At 59.2% G+C, this 14,112-nt stretch carries 12 protein-coding genes; 9 read left to right on the forward strand and 3 right to left on the reverse strand.

Going from position 1 to position 14,112, the window contains the following annotated elements:
• Positions 1–90: 90 nt before the first annotated feature.
• Entirely contained in the window at positions 91–2,178 is a 2,088-nt protein-coding gene (locus ACR0L1_RS00005; protein WP_170784581.1) for a dipeptide ABC transporter ATP-binding protein, read from the forward strand.
• 56 nt (positions 2,179–2,234) lie between these two features.
• Here ACR0L1_RS00005 and ACR0L1_RS00010 read toward each other — a convergent pair whose 3' ends face one another.
• Positions 2,235–2,813: a lytic transglycosylase domain-containing protein gene (locus tag ACR0L1_RS00010; protein ID WP_170769537.1), complete on the reverse strand. Its 579-nt coding sequence runs from the start codon at positions 2,811–2,813 to the stop codon at positions 2,235–2,237.
• 206 nt (positions 2,814–3,019) lie between these two features.
• Between ACR0L1_RS00010 and ssb the strand changes: the two genes are divergently transcribed.
• Positions 3,020–3,526, forward strand: a complete 507-nt coding sequence (gene ssb, locus ACR0L1_RS00015) for a single-stranded DNA-binding protein (protein WP_170769536.1) — start codon at positions 3,020–3,022, stop codon at positions 3,524–3,526.
• 18 nt (positions 3,527–3,544) lie between these two features.
• On the forward strand, positions 3,545–4,615 hold the full coding sequence (locus ACR0L1_RS00020) for a site-2 protease family protein (RefSeq protein ID WP_480856505.1): 1,071 nt from the start codon (positions 3,545–3,547) through the stop codon (positions 4,613–4,615).
• Here the strand turns inward: ACR0L1_RS00020 and aroB are convergent, their stop codons facing one another.
• Positions 4,616–5,728: a 3-dehydroquinate synthase gene (aroB, locus tag ACR0L1_RS00025; RefSeq protein ID WP_480856506.1), complete on the reverse strand. Its 1,113-nt coding sequence runs from the start codon at positions 5,726–5,728 to the stop codon at positions 4,616–4,618.
• Positions 5,729–6,316 carry a shikimate kinase gene (locus ACR0L1_RS00030; RefSeq protein ID WP_480856507.1) on the reverse strand — a complete coding sequence of 196 codons (588 nt, stop codon included), beginning with the start codon at positions 6,314–6,316 and terminating at the stop codon, positions 5,729–5,731.
• 79 nt (positions 6,317–6,395) lie between these two features.
• Here ACR0L1_RS00030 and ACR0L1_RS00035 point away from each other — a divergent pair, with 79 nt between their 5' ends.
• The 6 genes from ACR0L1_RS00035 (at position 6,396) to ACR0L1_RS00060 (ending at position 13,527) form a co-directional block, all read left to right on the forward strand.
• The gene (locus ACR0L1_RS00035; protein ID WP_170769532.1) at positions 6,396–6,545 is read left to right on the forward strand and encodes a hypothetical protein; all 150 of its coding nucleotides are present in this window, start codon (positions 6,396–6,398) and stop codon (positions 6,543–6,545) included.
• On the forward strand, positions 6,535–8,058 hold the full coding sequence (locus tag ACR0L1_RS00040; protein ID WP_480856508.1) for a hypothetical protein: 1,524 nt from the start codon (positions 6,535–6,537) through the stop codon (positions 8,056–8,058). The genes ACR0L1_RS00035 and ACR0L1_RS00040 overlap by 11 nt, the downstream gene beginning before the upstream one ends.
• 2 nt (positions 8,059–8,060) lie before the next feature.
• Positions 8,061–9,014: a site-specific tyrosine recombinase XerD gene (locus tag ACR0L1_RS00045; protein WP_170788562.1), complete on the forward strand. Its 954-nt coding sequence runs from the start codon at positions 8,061–8,063 to the stop codon at positions 9,012–9,014.
• Positions 9,015–9,077: 63 nt separating this feature from the next.
• Positions 9,078–10,385, forward strand: a complete 1,308-nt coding sequence (locus tag ACR0L1_RS00050; RefSeq protein WP_480502941.1) for an HlyC/CorC family transporter — start codon at positions 9,078–9,080, stop codon at positions 10,383–10,385.
• 93 nt (positions 10,386–10,478) lie between these two features.
• Positions 10,479–12,896, forward strand: a complete 2,418-nt coding sequence (locus ACR0L1_RS00055; RefSeq protein WP_480856509.1) for a GcvT family protein — start codon at positions 10,479–10,481, stop codon at positions 12,894–12,896.
• A gap of 31 nt (positions 12,897–12,927) precedes the next feature.
• Positions 12,928–13,527, forward strand: a complete 600-nt coding sequence (locus ACR0L1_RS00060; protein ID WP_480502943.1) for a nucleotidyltransferase family protein — start codon at positions 12,928–12,930, stop codon at positions 13,525–13,527.
• The last annotated feature ends 585 nt before the right edge of the window (positions 13,528–14,112 follow it).

Raw genomic sequence — 14,112 nt, forward strand, 5'->3', positions numbered from 1 at the left:
GATCGAGGCCGGGGGGCCAGCCCCCCGGCCCCCCCGGGATATTTTTAGCCAGATGAAGGGATCCCCCTGACTCTCGCGAGGAGTAACAAGATGAACAAACTGGCGGACTATGACGGGCCAATTCTTGAGATCGACAAGCTTTCGATCTCGTTTTTTACCCGGTTGAGGGAAATTCCCGCCGTTATGGATTTCTCGGTCAGCGTGCAACCTGGTGAGGCTGTGGGGCTGGTTGGTGAGTCTGGCTGTGGCAAGTCCACGGTTGCATTGGGTGTCATGCAGGATTTGGGCAAGAACGGGCGCATCGTTGGCGGCTCGATCAAGTTCAAAGGGCGTGATCTGGGTGAGATGACTACCGAGGAGTTGCGCGACATTCGCGGCAATGAGATCGCGATGATCTATCAGGAACCGATGGCATCGCTGAACCCAGCGATGAAGATCGGTAAGCAGTTGATGGAAGTGCCGATGATCCACGAAGGCGTAGGCGCGGAAGAGGCTTATGCCCGCGCGTTGGAGGTTGTCACCGATGTGCGCCTGCCCGACCCCGAGCGAATGCTGAATTCTTTCCCGCATCAGCTCTCTGGCGGACAACAGCAGCGCATCGTGATCGCCATGGCATTGATGTCGAAACCGGCGCTTTTGATTCTGGATGAGCCAACGACCGCGCTGGACGTGACGGTTGAAGCGGCTGTGGTCGAACTGGTCAAGGATTTGGGCAAGAAATACGGCACCTCGATGCTGTTTATCTCGCACAATCTGGGGCTGGTGTTGGAAACCTGCGACCGGCTTTGCGTGATGTATTCGGGTGAGGCGGTCGAGCGCGGCTCGATCAAGGATGTGTTTGACGAGATGCAGCACCCCTATACACAGGCGCTGTTCCGCTCGATCCCTTTGCCTGGGGCCGACAAGAACACGCGCCCGCTGGTGGCCATTCCGGGGAACTTCCCCCTGCCCCATGAGCGCCCGCCGGGCTGTAACTTTGGGCCGCGCTGTGACTATTTCGAAGAAGGGCGTTGTGATGCTCAGGATATCCTGATGCAGGCTGTGCCCGGAAATGACCGACACCATACGCGCTGTCTGAAATTCCAGGAGATTGACTGGAACGCACCGATCACCGTTGGGGAACAAAAGGAAAAGGCTGCGATTGGCCGCACAGTTCTGAAGATGGACAATCTGAAGAAATACTATGAGGTCGCGGCGAATGCGCTGTTTGGCGGCGGCGAGACTAAGGTGGTGAAGGCCAACGAAACGCTCAGCTTCGAGGCGCATGAATCCGAGACATTGGCCATTGTGGGCGAATCCGGCTGTGGCAAGTCTACGTTTGCCAAGGTGTTGATGGGGCTGGAAACGGCGACGGATGGGCAAATCCTTCTGGACAATCGCAACATCGAGGCCGTGCCGATTGAAGAGCGGGACGCCAAGACGGTGGGCGAAGTTCAGATGGTATTCCAGAACCCGTTTGACACGTTGAACCCGTCGATGACCGTTGGCCGCCAGATCATCCGCGCGCTTGAGATTTTCGGTGTCGGCAACTCGGAAGCCGAGCGGAAGAAGCGGATGCTGGAGCTGCTTGATCTGGTGAAGCTGCCGCGCGCCTTTGCCGATCGGATGCCTCGCCAGCTGTCTGGCGGTCAGAAACAGCGTGTGGGCATTGCCCGTGCGTTTGCCGGGGACGCGCGGATCGTGGTGGCGGATGAGCCGGTCTCGGCACTGGATGTGTCCGTGCAGGCGGCCGTGACGGACTTGTTGATGGAGATCCAGCGTGAACACAAAACGACTCTGTTGTTCATCAGCCATGACCTGTCGATTGTACGCTATCTCAGCGACCGGGTGATGGTCATGTATCTGGGCCATGTGGTCGAGTTGGGCACCACCGATCAGGTCTTTGCCCCGCCTTATCATCCCTATACCGAAGCGTTGCTGAGCGCGGTGCCCATCGCTGATACGTCAATCGAGAAACAGCATATCGTGCTAGAAGGCGATATTCCTTCTGCGATGAACCCGCCTCCGGGCTGTCCGTTCCAGACGCGGTGCCGCTGGAAGTCCGAGGTGCCGGGTGGCTTGTGCGAACAGCGCGTTCCGCCGGTGAAAACTCTGGCCGAGGGACATCAGGTCAAATGTCATTTGGCCGAGGATGTCCTGGAACGTATGGAGCCGGTCATCAAGATTGCAGCCGAATAAAACACAAAGGCCAGCCGCAGGGTTGGCCTTTTACCTATTGGGACGGGAAGCGGAGTTTAACCGCCCCAGATCACCCTGACGTAATTCTGCGTTTCTTTATACGGCGGAACGCCACCATGTTTTTCCACCGCGCCCGGACCAGCATTATATGCCGCCAGCGCCAGACGCCAGGATTTGAACTTGCGGTATTGAGCGGACAGATAGCGCGCGCCACCTTCCAGATTTTCCCGTGGGTCCAGCGGGTTGACGCCAAGCGTTCTTGCTGTCGCAGGCATAAGCTGTGCCAAACCTAGTGCTCCCTTATGCGAGACAGCATTGGGGTTCCAGCCGCTTTCCTGCTGCACCAACCGCAAGAACAAGTCTTCGGGGACGTTATGCTTACGCGCCGCTTGCCGCGCGATGGTCAGATACTGGCCTTTGTATTTCCCATTATAACGCTGGCTGAACTGACGCCTCGGCGTCTTTGGCTTATAGCGCTCGGAATTGCGGTATTGTGTGGCCGCTCGCGAATCCAACACCTTGGATTGCTTGAGGAAAATGTCCTTGCGGCTTTTCGTCGACAAGGTATCCGCCTCAGCCGGGGCTGAGACCAGTGCACAGCATAGCACCGAAAAACTCGCTAACAACAACCGCATAAATGCCGATCCCGATCTCTACGAACCTGAACGAGTATAGATATTTCAGCAAAGAATGAAAGCTTGGTAAATCATGCCTAAAGAATTAGCGCGCTCATTTTCGCGTCATCAACCATGTTTCAACCAAAGCGCAGGCCGTATAGGGTCGCAGAAATAACAGGTGCCAGATTCGGGCACTGCTCAGTCAGACAAGAACGAGGGAATATATGGCGGGTTCAGTCAACAAAGTCATTCTGATCGGAAATCTCGGTGCCGACCCTGAGGTTCGGTCGTTCCAGAATGGTGGAAAGGTTTGCAACCTGCGCATCGCCACGTCTGAGACATGGAAAGACCGCAATACCGGCGAACGCCGGGACCGAACGCAATGGCATACGGTCGCCATCTTCTCGGAGCCCTTGGTGCGCGTGGCCGAGCAGTATCTGCGCAAAGGCAGCAAGGTTTACATCGAAGGCCAGCTTGAGACCCGCAAATGGCAGGATCAGTCCGGACAGGATCGATATTCGACCGAAGTGGTTCTGCGCCCTTACCGCAGTGAACTGACCATGCTGGACGCGCGCGGTGAAGGTGGCGGCGGTGGTGGCTATGGCGGCGGCCAATCCGGTGGCGGCTATGGCGGTCAGGCCGGTGGCGGCTATGGGGATCCTTATGGTGGGCCGTCCGGCTCTCCGGCACCTGCATCCGGCGGTATCGACGACGACGAGATTCCGTTCTAACCAAGACGGAGAAATATCATGACATGGTCCTTCTCACTCGGCCGGATATTGGGGTCGGAACTGAGGGTCCATGTCACCTTTTTCCTGTTGCTGGCCTGGGTCGGGTTTGCCGCCTATTCCAGCGGAGGTCTGGCGGCCGCGGTTGAAAACCTGATCTTCGTGCTGGCGCTATTTGCCTGTGTGGTCGCCCATGAATTTGGCCATGCGCTGATGGCCCGGCGCTATGGGATCAAAACGCCTGACATTACCCTATTGCCAATCGGCGGGCTGGCTCGGCTCGAGCGGATGCCGGAAAACCCCATGCAAGAGGTTTGGGTGGCGCTGGCAGGCCCTGCGGTCAATGTTGTAATCTGGGTCTTGCTGGTTCTTCTGGGCGCGGGAATGCCTCTTGAAACCATGGCTCAGATCGACAGCACCGGCCCCGGCCTGCTGAACCGTCTGGCTTATGTGAACCTGCTGTTGGCCGCGTTCAACATGATCCCCGCCTTTCCGATGGATGGCGGGCGTGTGTTCCGTGCCCTGCTGTGTCTGAAAATGGATCGCGTCAAAGCCACACGGGTCGCCGCGCTGGCGGGACAGGCGGTGGCGGTCGGGTTCGGGTTCCTTGGGCTCAGCACCGGGAATGCGCTGTTGGTGCTGATCGCGGTATTCGTCTTCGTAGCAGCAAATGCCGAAAGTCAGGACGTGACCATGCGCTCGGTCGCGCGGCGCGTGCTGGCGCGCGATGCGATGATCACCGAATTTCACGCTCTTTCCCCCGACGACACGCTGGCGACCGCCGCGCAGGCCGTCATCCATACCACGCAGCATGAGTTTCCGGTGCTGTCCCCCGATGGCAAGCTGCAAGGCTTTGTCACGCGCAATCGTCTGTTCGCGGCCCTTGCCGATGAAACACCCCGGTCCAATCCGGCCACTTCGATCATGGAACCGGACATTCCAAAAGTTCGCTTGACCGACGGGTTGGAGGCCGTGCTGGACGGGCTGCATAAAGGCGCCCCGGCCATTGCGGTTTGCACTGCTTCGGGGGCGATGGTGGGCTATATCACACGCGAGAATATCGGCGAGCTGATGGTGCTCAACGGGCGTTGATCAGGCAGTGGCCAGCGCGTCCTGAAGCACCGACAGTACTGCATCACGCGGTACGTCAGAGGTGACGAATGCCTGGCCGATTCCGCGCGCCAGAATGAACCGCAACTGACCGTCGATCACCTTCTTGTCCTGCGCCATCAGATCAACCAGAGCCTCAGCGCCTGGAAGTTCTCCGGGAATGTCCGCCAAATCGGTCTTCATGCCCATCGTACGCAAATGCGCACGCACGCGGCTGGGGTCTTCCTGAGAACACATACCAAGACGCGAGGACAGCTCGAACGCCAGCGCGCAGCCGATGGCCACGCCTTCACCATGCAGCAGCCGGTCGGAATAACCCGTTGCAGCCTCAAACGCGTGACAGAAGGTGTGGCCGAGGTTCAGCAACGCACGGTCGCCCTGCTCGGTCTCATCCCGTGCCACGATATCGGCCTTCATCTGCACCGAGCGGGTCACGGCCCGCACCCGCGCCGCCATATTGCCCCCCGCCACATCGGTTCCGTTGTCTTCGAGCCATTCAAAGAAGTCGGCGTCCCCCAGCAGGCCATATTTGACGACTTCGCCATAGCCGGACAGGAAATCCCGATCTGTCATCGTGCCCAGCACCGAGGTATCGGCCAGCACCAGCGAGGGCTGATGGAAGGCTCCGATCAGGTTCTTGCCCTGTGGTGCATTGATGCCGGTCTTGCCCCCGACGGAACTGTCCACCTGCGCCAGCAGCGAGGTCGGGATTTGTACGAACCGAACACCGCGCCTTAAAACGGCCGCGGCAAAGCCCGCAAGGTCGCCGATCACGCCACCGCCCAACGCGATGATAACATCCCGGCGCTCAACCCTTTCGGCCAGCAGCCACTCGACAGCACGTTCGAAATGAGGCCAGCTCTTGGTCGCCTCACCCGCAGGCAAGGCCAGTGTCGACATCTCGATCCCGGCTGTCGCCAACCCCTCGCGCAGCCCATCCAGGTGCAGCGCGGCCACGTTCTCATCCGTCAGGACGGCGACTTTGGGCCGGTGCAATAAGGGCGCGATCCGCGTGCCGGACTGCGCCAGCAAGTCTGGCCCGATTTCGACATCATACGCGCGTTCGCCCAGCTCAACATGTACGGTTTGGTGCATTTATTTTTGTTCCAGAACATCAGGCCGCTTGAGCAAAGCCTCGACAACGCGGCCAACCATATTGTCGATCGAAATCTCACCGTCCGAGGTCACAGTCAAATCGGCCTGCTGGTAAACCGGCACGCGCGCCTCATATATCCCGCGCAATGTCGCATAAGGGTCGTCGGTGCGCAGTAAGGGCCGGGTATCCTTGTGCTTGACCCTGTTCCACAACACGCTCAGATCAGCATTCAGCCAGACGGACACGCCGCGTTCGGTGATCATCTTGCGGTTCTGCTCGGACAGAAACGCGCCGCCGCCGGTAGACAGAATACCCTTTTCCTCATCCAGCAGCCGCCCGATGACCTGACTTTCCTTGGCGCGAAAGAACGGCTCGCCGTCGCGTTCGAAAATCTCGGGGATGGTCATGTTTGCTGCCGATTCGATCTCGGCATCACTGTCAAGGAACGGGACACCCAGACGTAAGGCCAATGCACGGCCCACGGCGGTCTTTCCAGCCCCCATCATCCCCACCAGAACTACGGTTTTGTGCAACACAAGGTGCTGGACTGGGGCAACCGTGTCAGTGTTTTGCTTTATTTCGCTCATTTAACCGTGAATGACGTGATCTTAAGAAAAATGCCAGCTATAACTGGGACAAAAGAAAAAATTGAGGCGACGTTGAGCAATGGGCCGTCTGATCAAACTGCTGATATATCTGGTTTGCCTGTGTTTTATCGGGCTGGTGGGCTATGCCTATCTTGGCCCGTTCTTCGGGGTGGATTTCTCGGCCCCGCAGGATGAAGTCCGCGAACCGGTCATCCTGAATGTGGAGTAGGAGCGCAGTTGCCGCGCTTTTCCTGGCCGGAGCCGCACAGGCGCAGCAGGAACCCCTGTCTGCGATCGAATGGCTGACCCAACCTCCGGAAAACTTGCCCGGCACCGTTTTGCTGGAACCGCCCGTGTCACAGACCGGCCTGCAGCCGGGGGTCGAGGTCACAGCGCTTGAGGCTTTGTTGCCGCCCTTGGGGTTGGTGTCGTCCTCGGTGACAGGCCTGCCGGTCGATATGTGGAAAAACAGCGACCCAGGCAGGCTGGCCGAGCTGATCGCCGATGTGCCCGTCCGGTATAATCCGGCAATGCAGCGCCTGCTGTTCACCTTGCTGCTGTCCGAGGCGCGTGCGCCATCCGGCCCCAATGCCCAAGAGATATTGCTGCTGGCGCGACTGGATCGGTTGATGCAACTGGGCGCGGCCGATCCTGCGCAATCGCTGGTGCAACTGGCTGGTCCGACCGACAGCCGCGACCGGTTTCAACGTTGGTTTGACGCGACGCTGCTGACGGGCGACGAAGATCGCAGTTGCACCGCACTGATCGCGCAACCGCACCTGTCACAGGATTACGCGGCGCAGATTTTCTGCAAAGCGCGACGCGGCGACTGGGCCTCAGCAGCGCTGACGCTTGAGGCGGCCCTTGCGCTGCAAGTGCTGCCCGATGAGGATTTGGCCGTTCTGGACCGCTTCCTCAGCCCCGAACTATTCGAAGACGCCGAATACCTGCCGCAACCTGATGACCCTGATCCGCTGACCTTCCGCCTTTATGAGGCGATTGGCGAGCGTTTGCCCTCGGCCCCATTGCCGCGGGCCTTTGCCAATGCCGACCTGCGGGATGTGGCGGGCTGGAAAGCCCAGATCGAGGCGGCCGAGCGGTTGACCCGTGTGGGTGCGCTGACGCCGAACCAGTTGTTGGGGCTTTATACTGAACGTTCGCCTGCCGCTTCAGGTGCGGTTTGGGATCGCGTCGCGGCGGTACAGCGGTTCGAAACCGCGCTGGATTCCGGCAAGCCCGAGGCCATATCACCCGCCCTTCTCGATGTCTGGACCCAAATGCGCAGCGTCGGGCTTGAGGTCCCGTTTGCCGAACTTTTCGCAGACCGGCTGACGCAGGTTTCACTGACGGATGCCGAAGCCGAGACCTTGCGGTGGCGTATCCTGCTGCTCTCGGACCTTTATGAAAGCGCCGCCCTATCCGTCCCGGACAAAGGCGAGGAGAACCAGTTTTTGGCCGCACTAGCCCAAGGGGATCCGGGGCGCGCGCGCTCGCCATCGCCATTAGCCGATGCGGTTGCACAAGGCTTTGCCTGGGCCGCACCTGTGCCGTCAGATATCGAAACGCTACTAAACAACAGCCAGCTGGGTGAGGCGATTTTGGAAGCGATGAACCTGTTTGCTCATGGCTCTCGCGGGAACCTCGTGGACCTGACTGCTGCCATCGCCACCCTGCGCCGCGTCGGGCTTGAGGATACCGCCCGCCGCGCTGCACTGAACCTGCTGATCCTGCAAGGCACCTGATCATGGCCGCCCCTGCCTCCGCCGAGATTTGGATTTCGACCTTTCTGGAAGCTCAGGCCGCCGAGCTAGGTGCGGCCAACAACACCCTTTTGGCCTATGGCAACGACCTGAAGGATTTTGCCGCTTGGCTGAAACGCCGCAAGATGGGATTTACCGCAGCAGACCGCGACTTGATCGAGCGCTATCTGATCGATTGCGACGCGCAGGGCCTGTCCCAGTCGACCCGCGCCCGCCGCTTGTCTGCGATCAAGCAGATATACCGGTTCGCGTTTGAAGAAGGTTGGCGCGACACCAATCCGGCAATCCAGATCAAGGGTCCGGGCCGCCAGAAACGCCTACCCAAGACGTTGGATGTACCCGAGGTCGATCGCTTGCTGCAAGCCGCGCGCGAAACCGGCCGCTCAAAGGCCGACCGCATCCGCAACACCTGCCTGATGGAGCTGCTTTATGCCACCGGCATGCGCGTGACCGAACTGGTGTCACTGCCGGTCTCTTCGGCGCGGGGCGATCCTCGAATGCTGCTGGTTTTGGGTAAAGGCGGCAAGGAACGGATGGTCCCCCTCTCCCCTCCGGCCCGCGACGCGCTGGCTTTGTGGCTTGAGACGAGAGACGCCGCCGAGGACGACGCAGTTTCAAATGGCGGTCAGCGTTCTCGGTACCTATTCCCGTCGCGGGGCAAGTCCGGGCATCTGACCCGGCACATGTTCTTCCACCTGATCAAGGACCTGGCCGTGCAGGGTGGCGTATCGCCTGAAAAGGTGACGCCCCACACATTGCGCCATGCTTTTGCGACCCACCTCTTGGCGAACGGGGCCGACTTACGCTCGATCCAAACATTGCTGGGGCACGCCGATGTCGCCACGACGGAAATCTACACCCATGTGCTGGACGAACGTCTGGCCGAGCTGGTGCTCGAGCATCACCCGTTGGCGAAAGACCCCGGTGATAAGGGCTAACCTCTTGATCCGCAGGGGCCGCACCCCCATAACGAAGACAACAACCCAAACAACCAAGGACCGATGGAACCCTCTGCTTCTATGATCGACGGCGCATTCTGGTTTACGACCGGCGCCATTTTGCTTTTACTTGTCCTTTCAGGATTTTTTTCAGGTTCCGAAACAGCATTGACCGCCTCGTCGCGCGGCAAGTTACGGGCGCAGGCCGACAAAGGCTCGCGCGGGGCGCAGAAGGCGCTGGATATCACCGATGACAATGAACGTCTGATCGGCTCGGTCCTACTGGGCAATAACCTCGTGAACATCCTGGCGGCCTCACTGGCGACGGCGCTGTTTACCAAGCTGTTCGGCGAAAGCGGCGTAGCGCTTGCGACACTGGTGATGACCTTGCTGGTGCTTATCTTCGCCGAGGTACTGCCCAAAACCTATGCCATCACCAATGCCGAGAAAGCCGCCGCGCTGGTCGCCCCGATCATCAGCGTAGTGGTGACCGTCTTTTCCCCGGTCGTGGCCGCCGTCCGACTTTTGGTGCGGGGTGTTCTGCGGCTATTTGGGGTACAGATCGACCCAGACAGCAACATCCTTGCCGTGCGGGAAGAGATCGCCGGTGCGCTGCAACTGGGTCATTCGGAAGGCGTGGTAGAAAAGGAAGACCGCGATCGTATTCTGGGCGCGCTGGATCTGGCGGACCGTGCAGTCGAGGAAATCATGCTGCACCGTTCGAATATCGAGATGATCGACGCCGACGACGCGCCCGAGGCAATCTTGCAGCAGTGTCTGAAAAGCCCTCATACCCGCCTGCCCGTCTTTCGGGACGAGCCCGAGAACATCGTGGGTGTCGTTCATGCCAAAGACCTGTTCCGCGCCATGTACGCGCATGCCGGCGACAGTGAAAGCGAAGCCAACCGGCTGGAAAGCTTCGATATCTCGAAGGTGGCCAATGATCCGTATTTCGTGCCAGAAACCACCACTCTGGACGATCAAATGCGGGAATTCCTGCGGATGCACAGTCATTTTGCGTTGGTGGTGGACGAATATGGCTCGCTGCGGGGGTTGATCACTCTGGAAGATATTCTTGAGGAGATCGTGGGCGAGATCGCCGATGAGTTCGACATTGATGAGGACGTCCCCGTCACCCGAACCGAAGATGGTCAGTACCTTGTTGAAGGAGCGATGACGATCCGGGATGTGAACCGCGCGATGGAATGGACGCTGCCTGACGACGAGGCCAATACCGTGGCTGGTCTGGTCATCCACGAGGCGCAGATGATCCCCATAGTGGGTCAGGTATTCTCGTTCCACGGTTTCCGGTTCGAAGTTACCACCCGTGAAGGTAACCGCATCACTGAGTTGAAAATCCGTCCACTGTAAAACGTCTCGTGCGACATGTCGCGTCGGAAACGGAACAGTCAGCCCCGGTCTGCCCTTGCACGCTTTGGCCAGATACAAAGCGGAGGCACGGGCATGAAATCGACAACGCGGGTGGCAGTGATTGGTGGCGGTGTTGTCGGATGTTCGGTTCTATACCACCTGACCAAGCTGGGTTGGTCAGACGTGGTGCTGCTGGAACGTTCTGAGCTGACCAGCGGGTCCACCTGGCACGCGGCGGGCGGGTTTCACACGCTGAACGGCGACACCAACATGGCCGCTTTGCAGGGCTATACGATCCGCCTTTACAAGGAACTGGAAGAGATCACCGGCATGTCCTGCGGGTTGCACCATGTGGGCGGGGTAACGCTGGCCGACAATCAGGACCGGTTCGACATGCTGTTGGCCGAGCGCGCCAAACACCGGTTCATGGGGCTAGAGACAGAGATCATTGGCCCTGACGAGATCAAGAAAATCGCACCCATCACCAATACCGATGGCATCCTTGGCGCGCTCTATGATCCGCTGGACGGCCATCTTGACCCTTCTGGCACCACCCACGCCTATGCCAAAGCGGCCCGGATGGGCGGGGCCGCGATCGAAACCCATTGCATGGTGCACGAGACCAACCAGCGCCCCGACGGCACTTGGGATGTGGTGACAGACAAGGGCACCATCCACGCCGAACATGTGGTCAACGCAGGTGGCCTATGGGCGCGTGAGGTCGGCGCAATGGCAGGGGTCTATTTCCCGCTGCACCCGATGGAGCATCAGTATCTGGTCACCGACGCGATCCCTCAGATCGAGGCCATCATCGACGCAGGCGGAGAACATCCGCATGTGATGGACCCCGCAGGCGAAAGCTATCTGCGGCAGGAAGGCCGGGGCTTGTGCATCGGCTTTTACGAACAACCCTGCAAGCCCTGGGCCGTGGACGGAACCCCGTGGGAGTTCGGGCACGAGTTGCTGCCCGACGACTATGACAAGATCACCGACAGTATTGAATTCGCCTATCGTCGCTTTCCGGTTCTGGCCGAAGCCGGAGTGAAATCGGTGGTCCATGGTCCGTTCACCTTTGCGCCGGACGGGAACCCTCTGGTCGGACCGGTACCGGGGCTGCGCAACTATTGGTCAGCCTGCGGAGTTATGGCCGGGTTCAGCCAAGGTGGTGGCGTTGGCCTGACGCTGGCTCAATGGATGATTGAGGGCGAGCCTGAGCGAGACGTCTTTGCTATGGATGTGGCCCGCTTTGGCGACTGGATCAGTCCCGGTTACACCCGCCCCAAGGTGATCGAGAATTACCAAAAACGCTTCAGCGTCGCCTATCCGAACGAAGAACTGCCCGCCGCCCGCCCCAACCGAACCACCCCGATGTATGACATCTTCACCGATCTGGGCGCTGTCTGGGGCCAGCAATACGGGCTGGAGGTCCCCAATTACTTCGCTCAGGGCGATGAACCAGACTATGAGACGCCCTCATTCCGCCGGTCCGATGCCTTCAAAGCCACCGGGCGCGAGATTCGTGCTGTGCGCACTGCCGTGGGCATCAACGAAGTCCACAATTTCGGTAAGTACCGCATCACAGGTCCCAATGCGCGGGCTTGGCTGGATCGGATCATGGCCGGGCGCATCCCGCAACCAGGTCGCCTGTCGTTGACGCCGATGCTGTCGCCCAAGGGTAAGCTGATCGGGGATTTCACTGTCTCTTGCCTGGATGAGACCGAGTTCCGCCTGACCGCCTCATACGGGGCGCAGGCGTTCCATATGCGGTGGTTCCTGCAACATCGCGAAGACGGCTTGCAGATCGAAAATATCAGCGACCGGCTGAATGGATTCCAGATCGCAGGCCCGAAGGCAGCAGAGGTTCTGGCCGCCTGCACCCGCGATGATGTCTCGGCGCTGCGCTTCATGGATGTGCGCCGCATGACCGTGGGCATGACCGACTGCATCGTCCAACGCGTCAGCTATACCGGTGACCTGGGGTACGAGATCTATTGTGATCCGATGGCGCAGCGGCAGCTGTGGTGGACGCTGTGGCAAGCCGGAGAGCCGATGGGCCTGACCCCCTTCGGCATGCGCGCCATGATGAGCCTACGTCTGGACAAGTTCTTTGGATCATGGATGCGGGAGTATTCTCCCGACTACACACCGGCTGAAACCGGGTTGGATCGGTTCATATCCTTCGCAAAACCCGTCGATTTCATAGGGCGTGCGGCGGTCGAACGTGAGGCGCAAAACGGCCCCTCCCGAAGGCTTGTCGCATTCCAGGTCGATGCCGAGGACGCCGACGTCAACGCCTATGAGCCGATCTGGTTGAACGGCAAGGTGGTCGGGTTCTGCACATCGGGCGGCTATTCCCATTTTGCGGAAAAGTCGATTGCTATGGGGTTCCTGCCCGTCGAATACGCGACAGACGGTCAGGACGTCGAGATCGAGATACTGGGGCAACGCCGCCGCGCGCGGATGATTTCAACCCCACTTTTTGATGCGGATGGCTCGCGAATGCGGGGATGACAGCGGGGCGGAACGCGGCCATCTTAAATAAATGAGTCTCATCCCGATCATCCTTTTGGCCGCTGGGCAATCCAGCCGTATGCGCGGCACGGATAAGCTGATGCAAAACGTCGGAGATACTCCTCTTCTGCGCCGCTCAGCCATGACGGCCCGGCAGGTTGGGCCGGTGATCGTCGCCCTGCCCCCGCTCCCTCATCCGCGCTATCAAGCGCTGGACGGGCTAGACCTGACACTGGTCGAGATCCCGGATGCCGCCGAAGGTATGAATGCCAGCCTACGGGGTGCCATGACCCATCTGCCGGCCGAAGCAACAGCCGCAATGGTCCTGCTTTCGGACCTTCCCGACATCACGGCCGAGGATTTAAACAGTGTGGTCAGCTCGGTTTCAGAACACCCGAAAAAGTTGATATGGCGCGGCGCAACTAAGGATGGAAAACCCGGTCACCCGGTTATTTTTGACAAATCTCTGTTCGCGGAGCTGCGCCGCCTGACCGGCGATGAAGGTGCGCAAACTGTTGTGCGCGCGCATTCCGACAAGGTGCATCTTCACCCCTTGCCCAATCGGAACGCACTGCTGGACTTGGATACGCCCGAAGATTGGGCGGCATGGCGGGCGCGGCACAGCTTGTAAGGCAGGTCCGTAAAACAAACACGGCCCGGTCTTTGCAGACCGGGCCGGTGCCCAAAACAGGACTACCACTTTTCATCAACCCTGAAAGCGCGGCCAAAGCTGCCTATAAGGCACCTCGGCTATCCGCTGCCGAACCTAAACAAGACCCCCTCGTTAACATGCCGCTCAGCGCTTCCAGTGATCGTGACGAACCTTCGGCACCCCCTAGTGCCGTCGGCTTCCCCTCGCTTGGGCCTGATCATCGTCACCGATTGGTTGAGGGCAAACAACGTAAATTTGGAAAGATCGGGTCATTTAGGATGTATCGGAATGGTTTTTCAGCAACATCTCTGAATATTGACTTCTCCCTTAGGTTGCATTCTGCTATTGAAATTTAAGGAAAATAGCAGGTTAAACATGCACATTTGACATGTATACCCACCGAAAATCTACGATTATACCTGTGCGACCAATATGTTTTGACACATCTCCACAACCAATAGTCGAACCCCAAGCCAACACCACCTTGGCTTGATCATTTGTTCATCAAATTGAATCAATTCGCGTCTTTTGGAGGATTGGACCGGCAATAGCGGACAATCTCAC

This window comes from Ruegeria sp. J8 (genome assembly GCF_056531925.1).

Excerpts from the sequence above, each read along its gene's own strand:
- ACR0L1_RS00005 (WP_170784581.1), top strand. The coding sequence starts at position 91 with ATGAACAAACTGGCGGACTATGACGGGCCAATTCTTGAGATCGACAAG.
- ACR0L1_RS00010 (WP_170769537.1), bottom strand. The coding sequence starts at position 2,813 with ATGCGGTTGTTGTTAGCGAGTTTTTCGGTGCTATGCTGTGCACTGGTC.
- ssb (WP_170769536.1), top strand. The coding sequence starts at position 3,020 with ATGGCGGGTTCAGTCAACAAAGTCATTCTGATCGGAAATCTCGGTGCC.
- ACR0L1_RS00020 (WP_480856505.1), top strand. The coding sequence starts at position 3,545 with ATGACATGGTCCTTCTCACTCGGCCGGATATTGGGGTCGGAACTGAGG.
- aroB (WP_480856506.1), bottom strand. The coding sequence starts at position 5,728 with ATGCACCAAACCGTACATGTTGAGCTGGGCGAACGCGCGTATGATGTC.
- ACR0L1_RS00030 (WP_480856507.1), bottom strand. The coding sequence starts at position 6,316 with ATGAGCGAAATAAAGCAAAACACTGACACGGTTGCCCCAGTCCAGCAC.
- ACR0L1_RS00035 (WP_170769532.1), top strand. The coding sequence starts at position 6,396 with ATGGGCCGTCTGATCAAACTGCTGATATATCTGGTTTGCCTGTGTTTT.
- ACR0L1_RS00040 (WP_480856508.1), top strand. The coding sequence starts at position 6,535 with ATGTGGAGTAGGAGCGCAGTTGCCGCGCTTTTCCTGGCCGGAGCCGCA.
- ACR0L1_RS00045 (WP_170788562.1), top strand. The coding sequence starts at position 8,061 with ATGGCCGCCCCTGCCTCCGCCGAGATTTGGATTTCGACCTTTCTGGAA.
- ACR0L1_RS00050 (WP_480502941.1), top strand. The coding sequence starts at position 9,078 with ATGGAACCCTCTGCTTCTATGATCGACGGCGCATTCTGGTTTACGACC.
- ACR0L1_RS00055 (WP_480856509.1), top strand. The coding sequence starts at position 10,479 with ATGAAATCGACAACGCGGGTGGCAGTGATTGGTGGCGGTGTTGTCGGA.
- ACR0L1_RS00060 (WP_480502943.1), top strand. The coding sequence starts at position 12,928 with ATGAGTCTCATCCCGATCATCCTTTTGGCCGCTGGGCAATCCAGCCGT.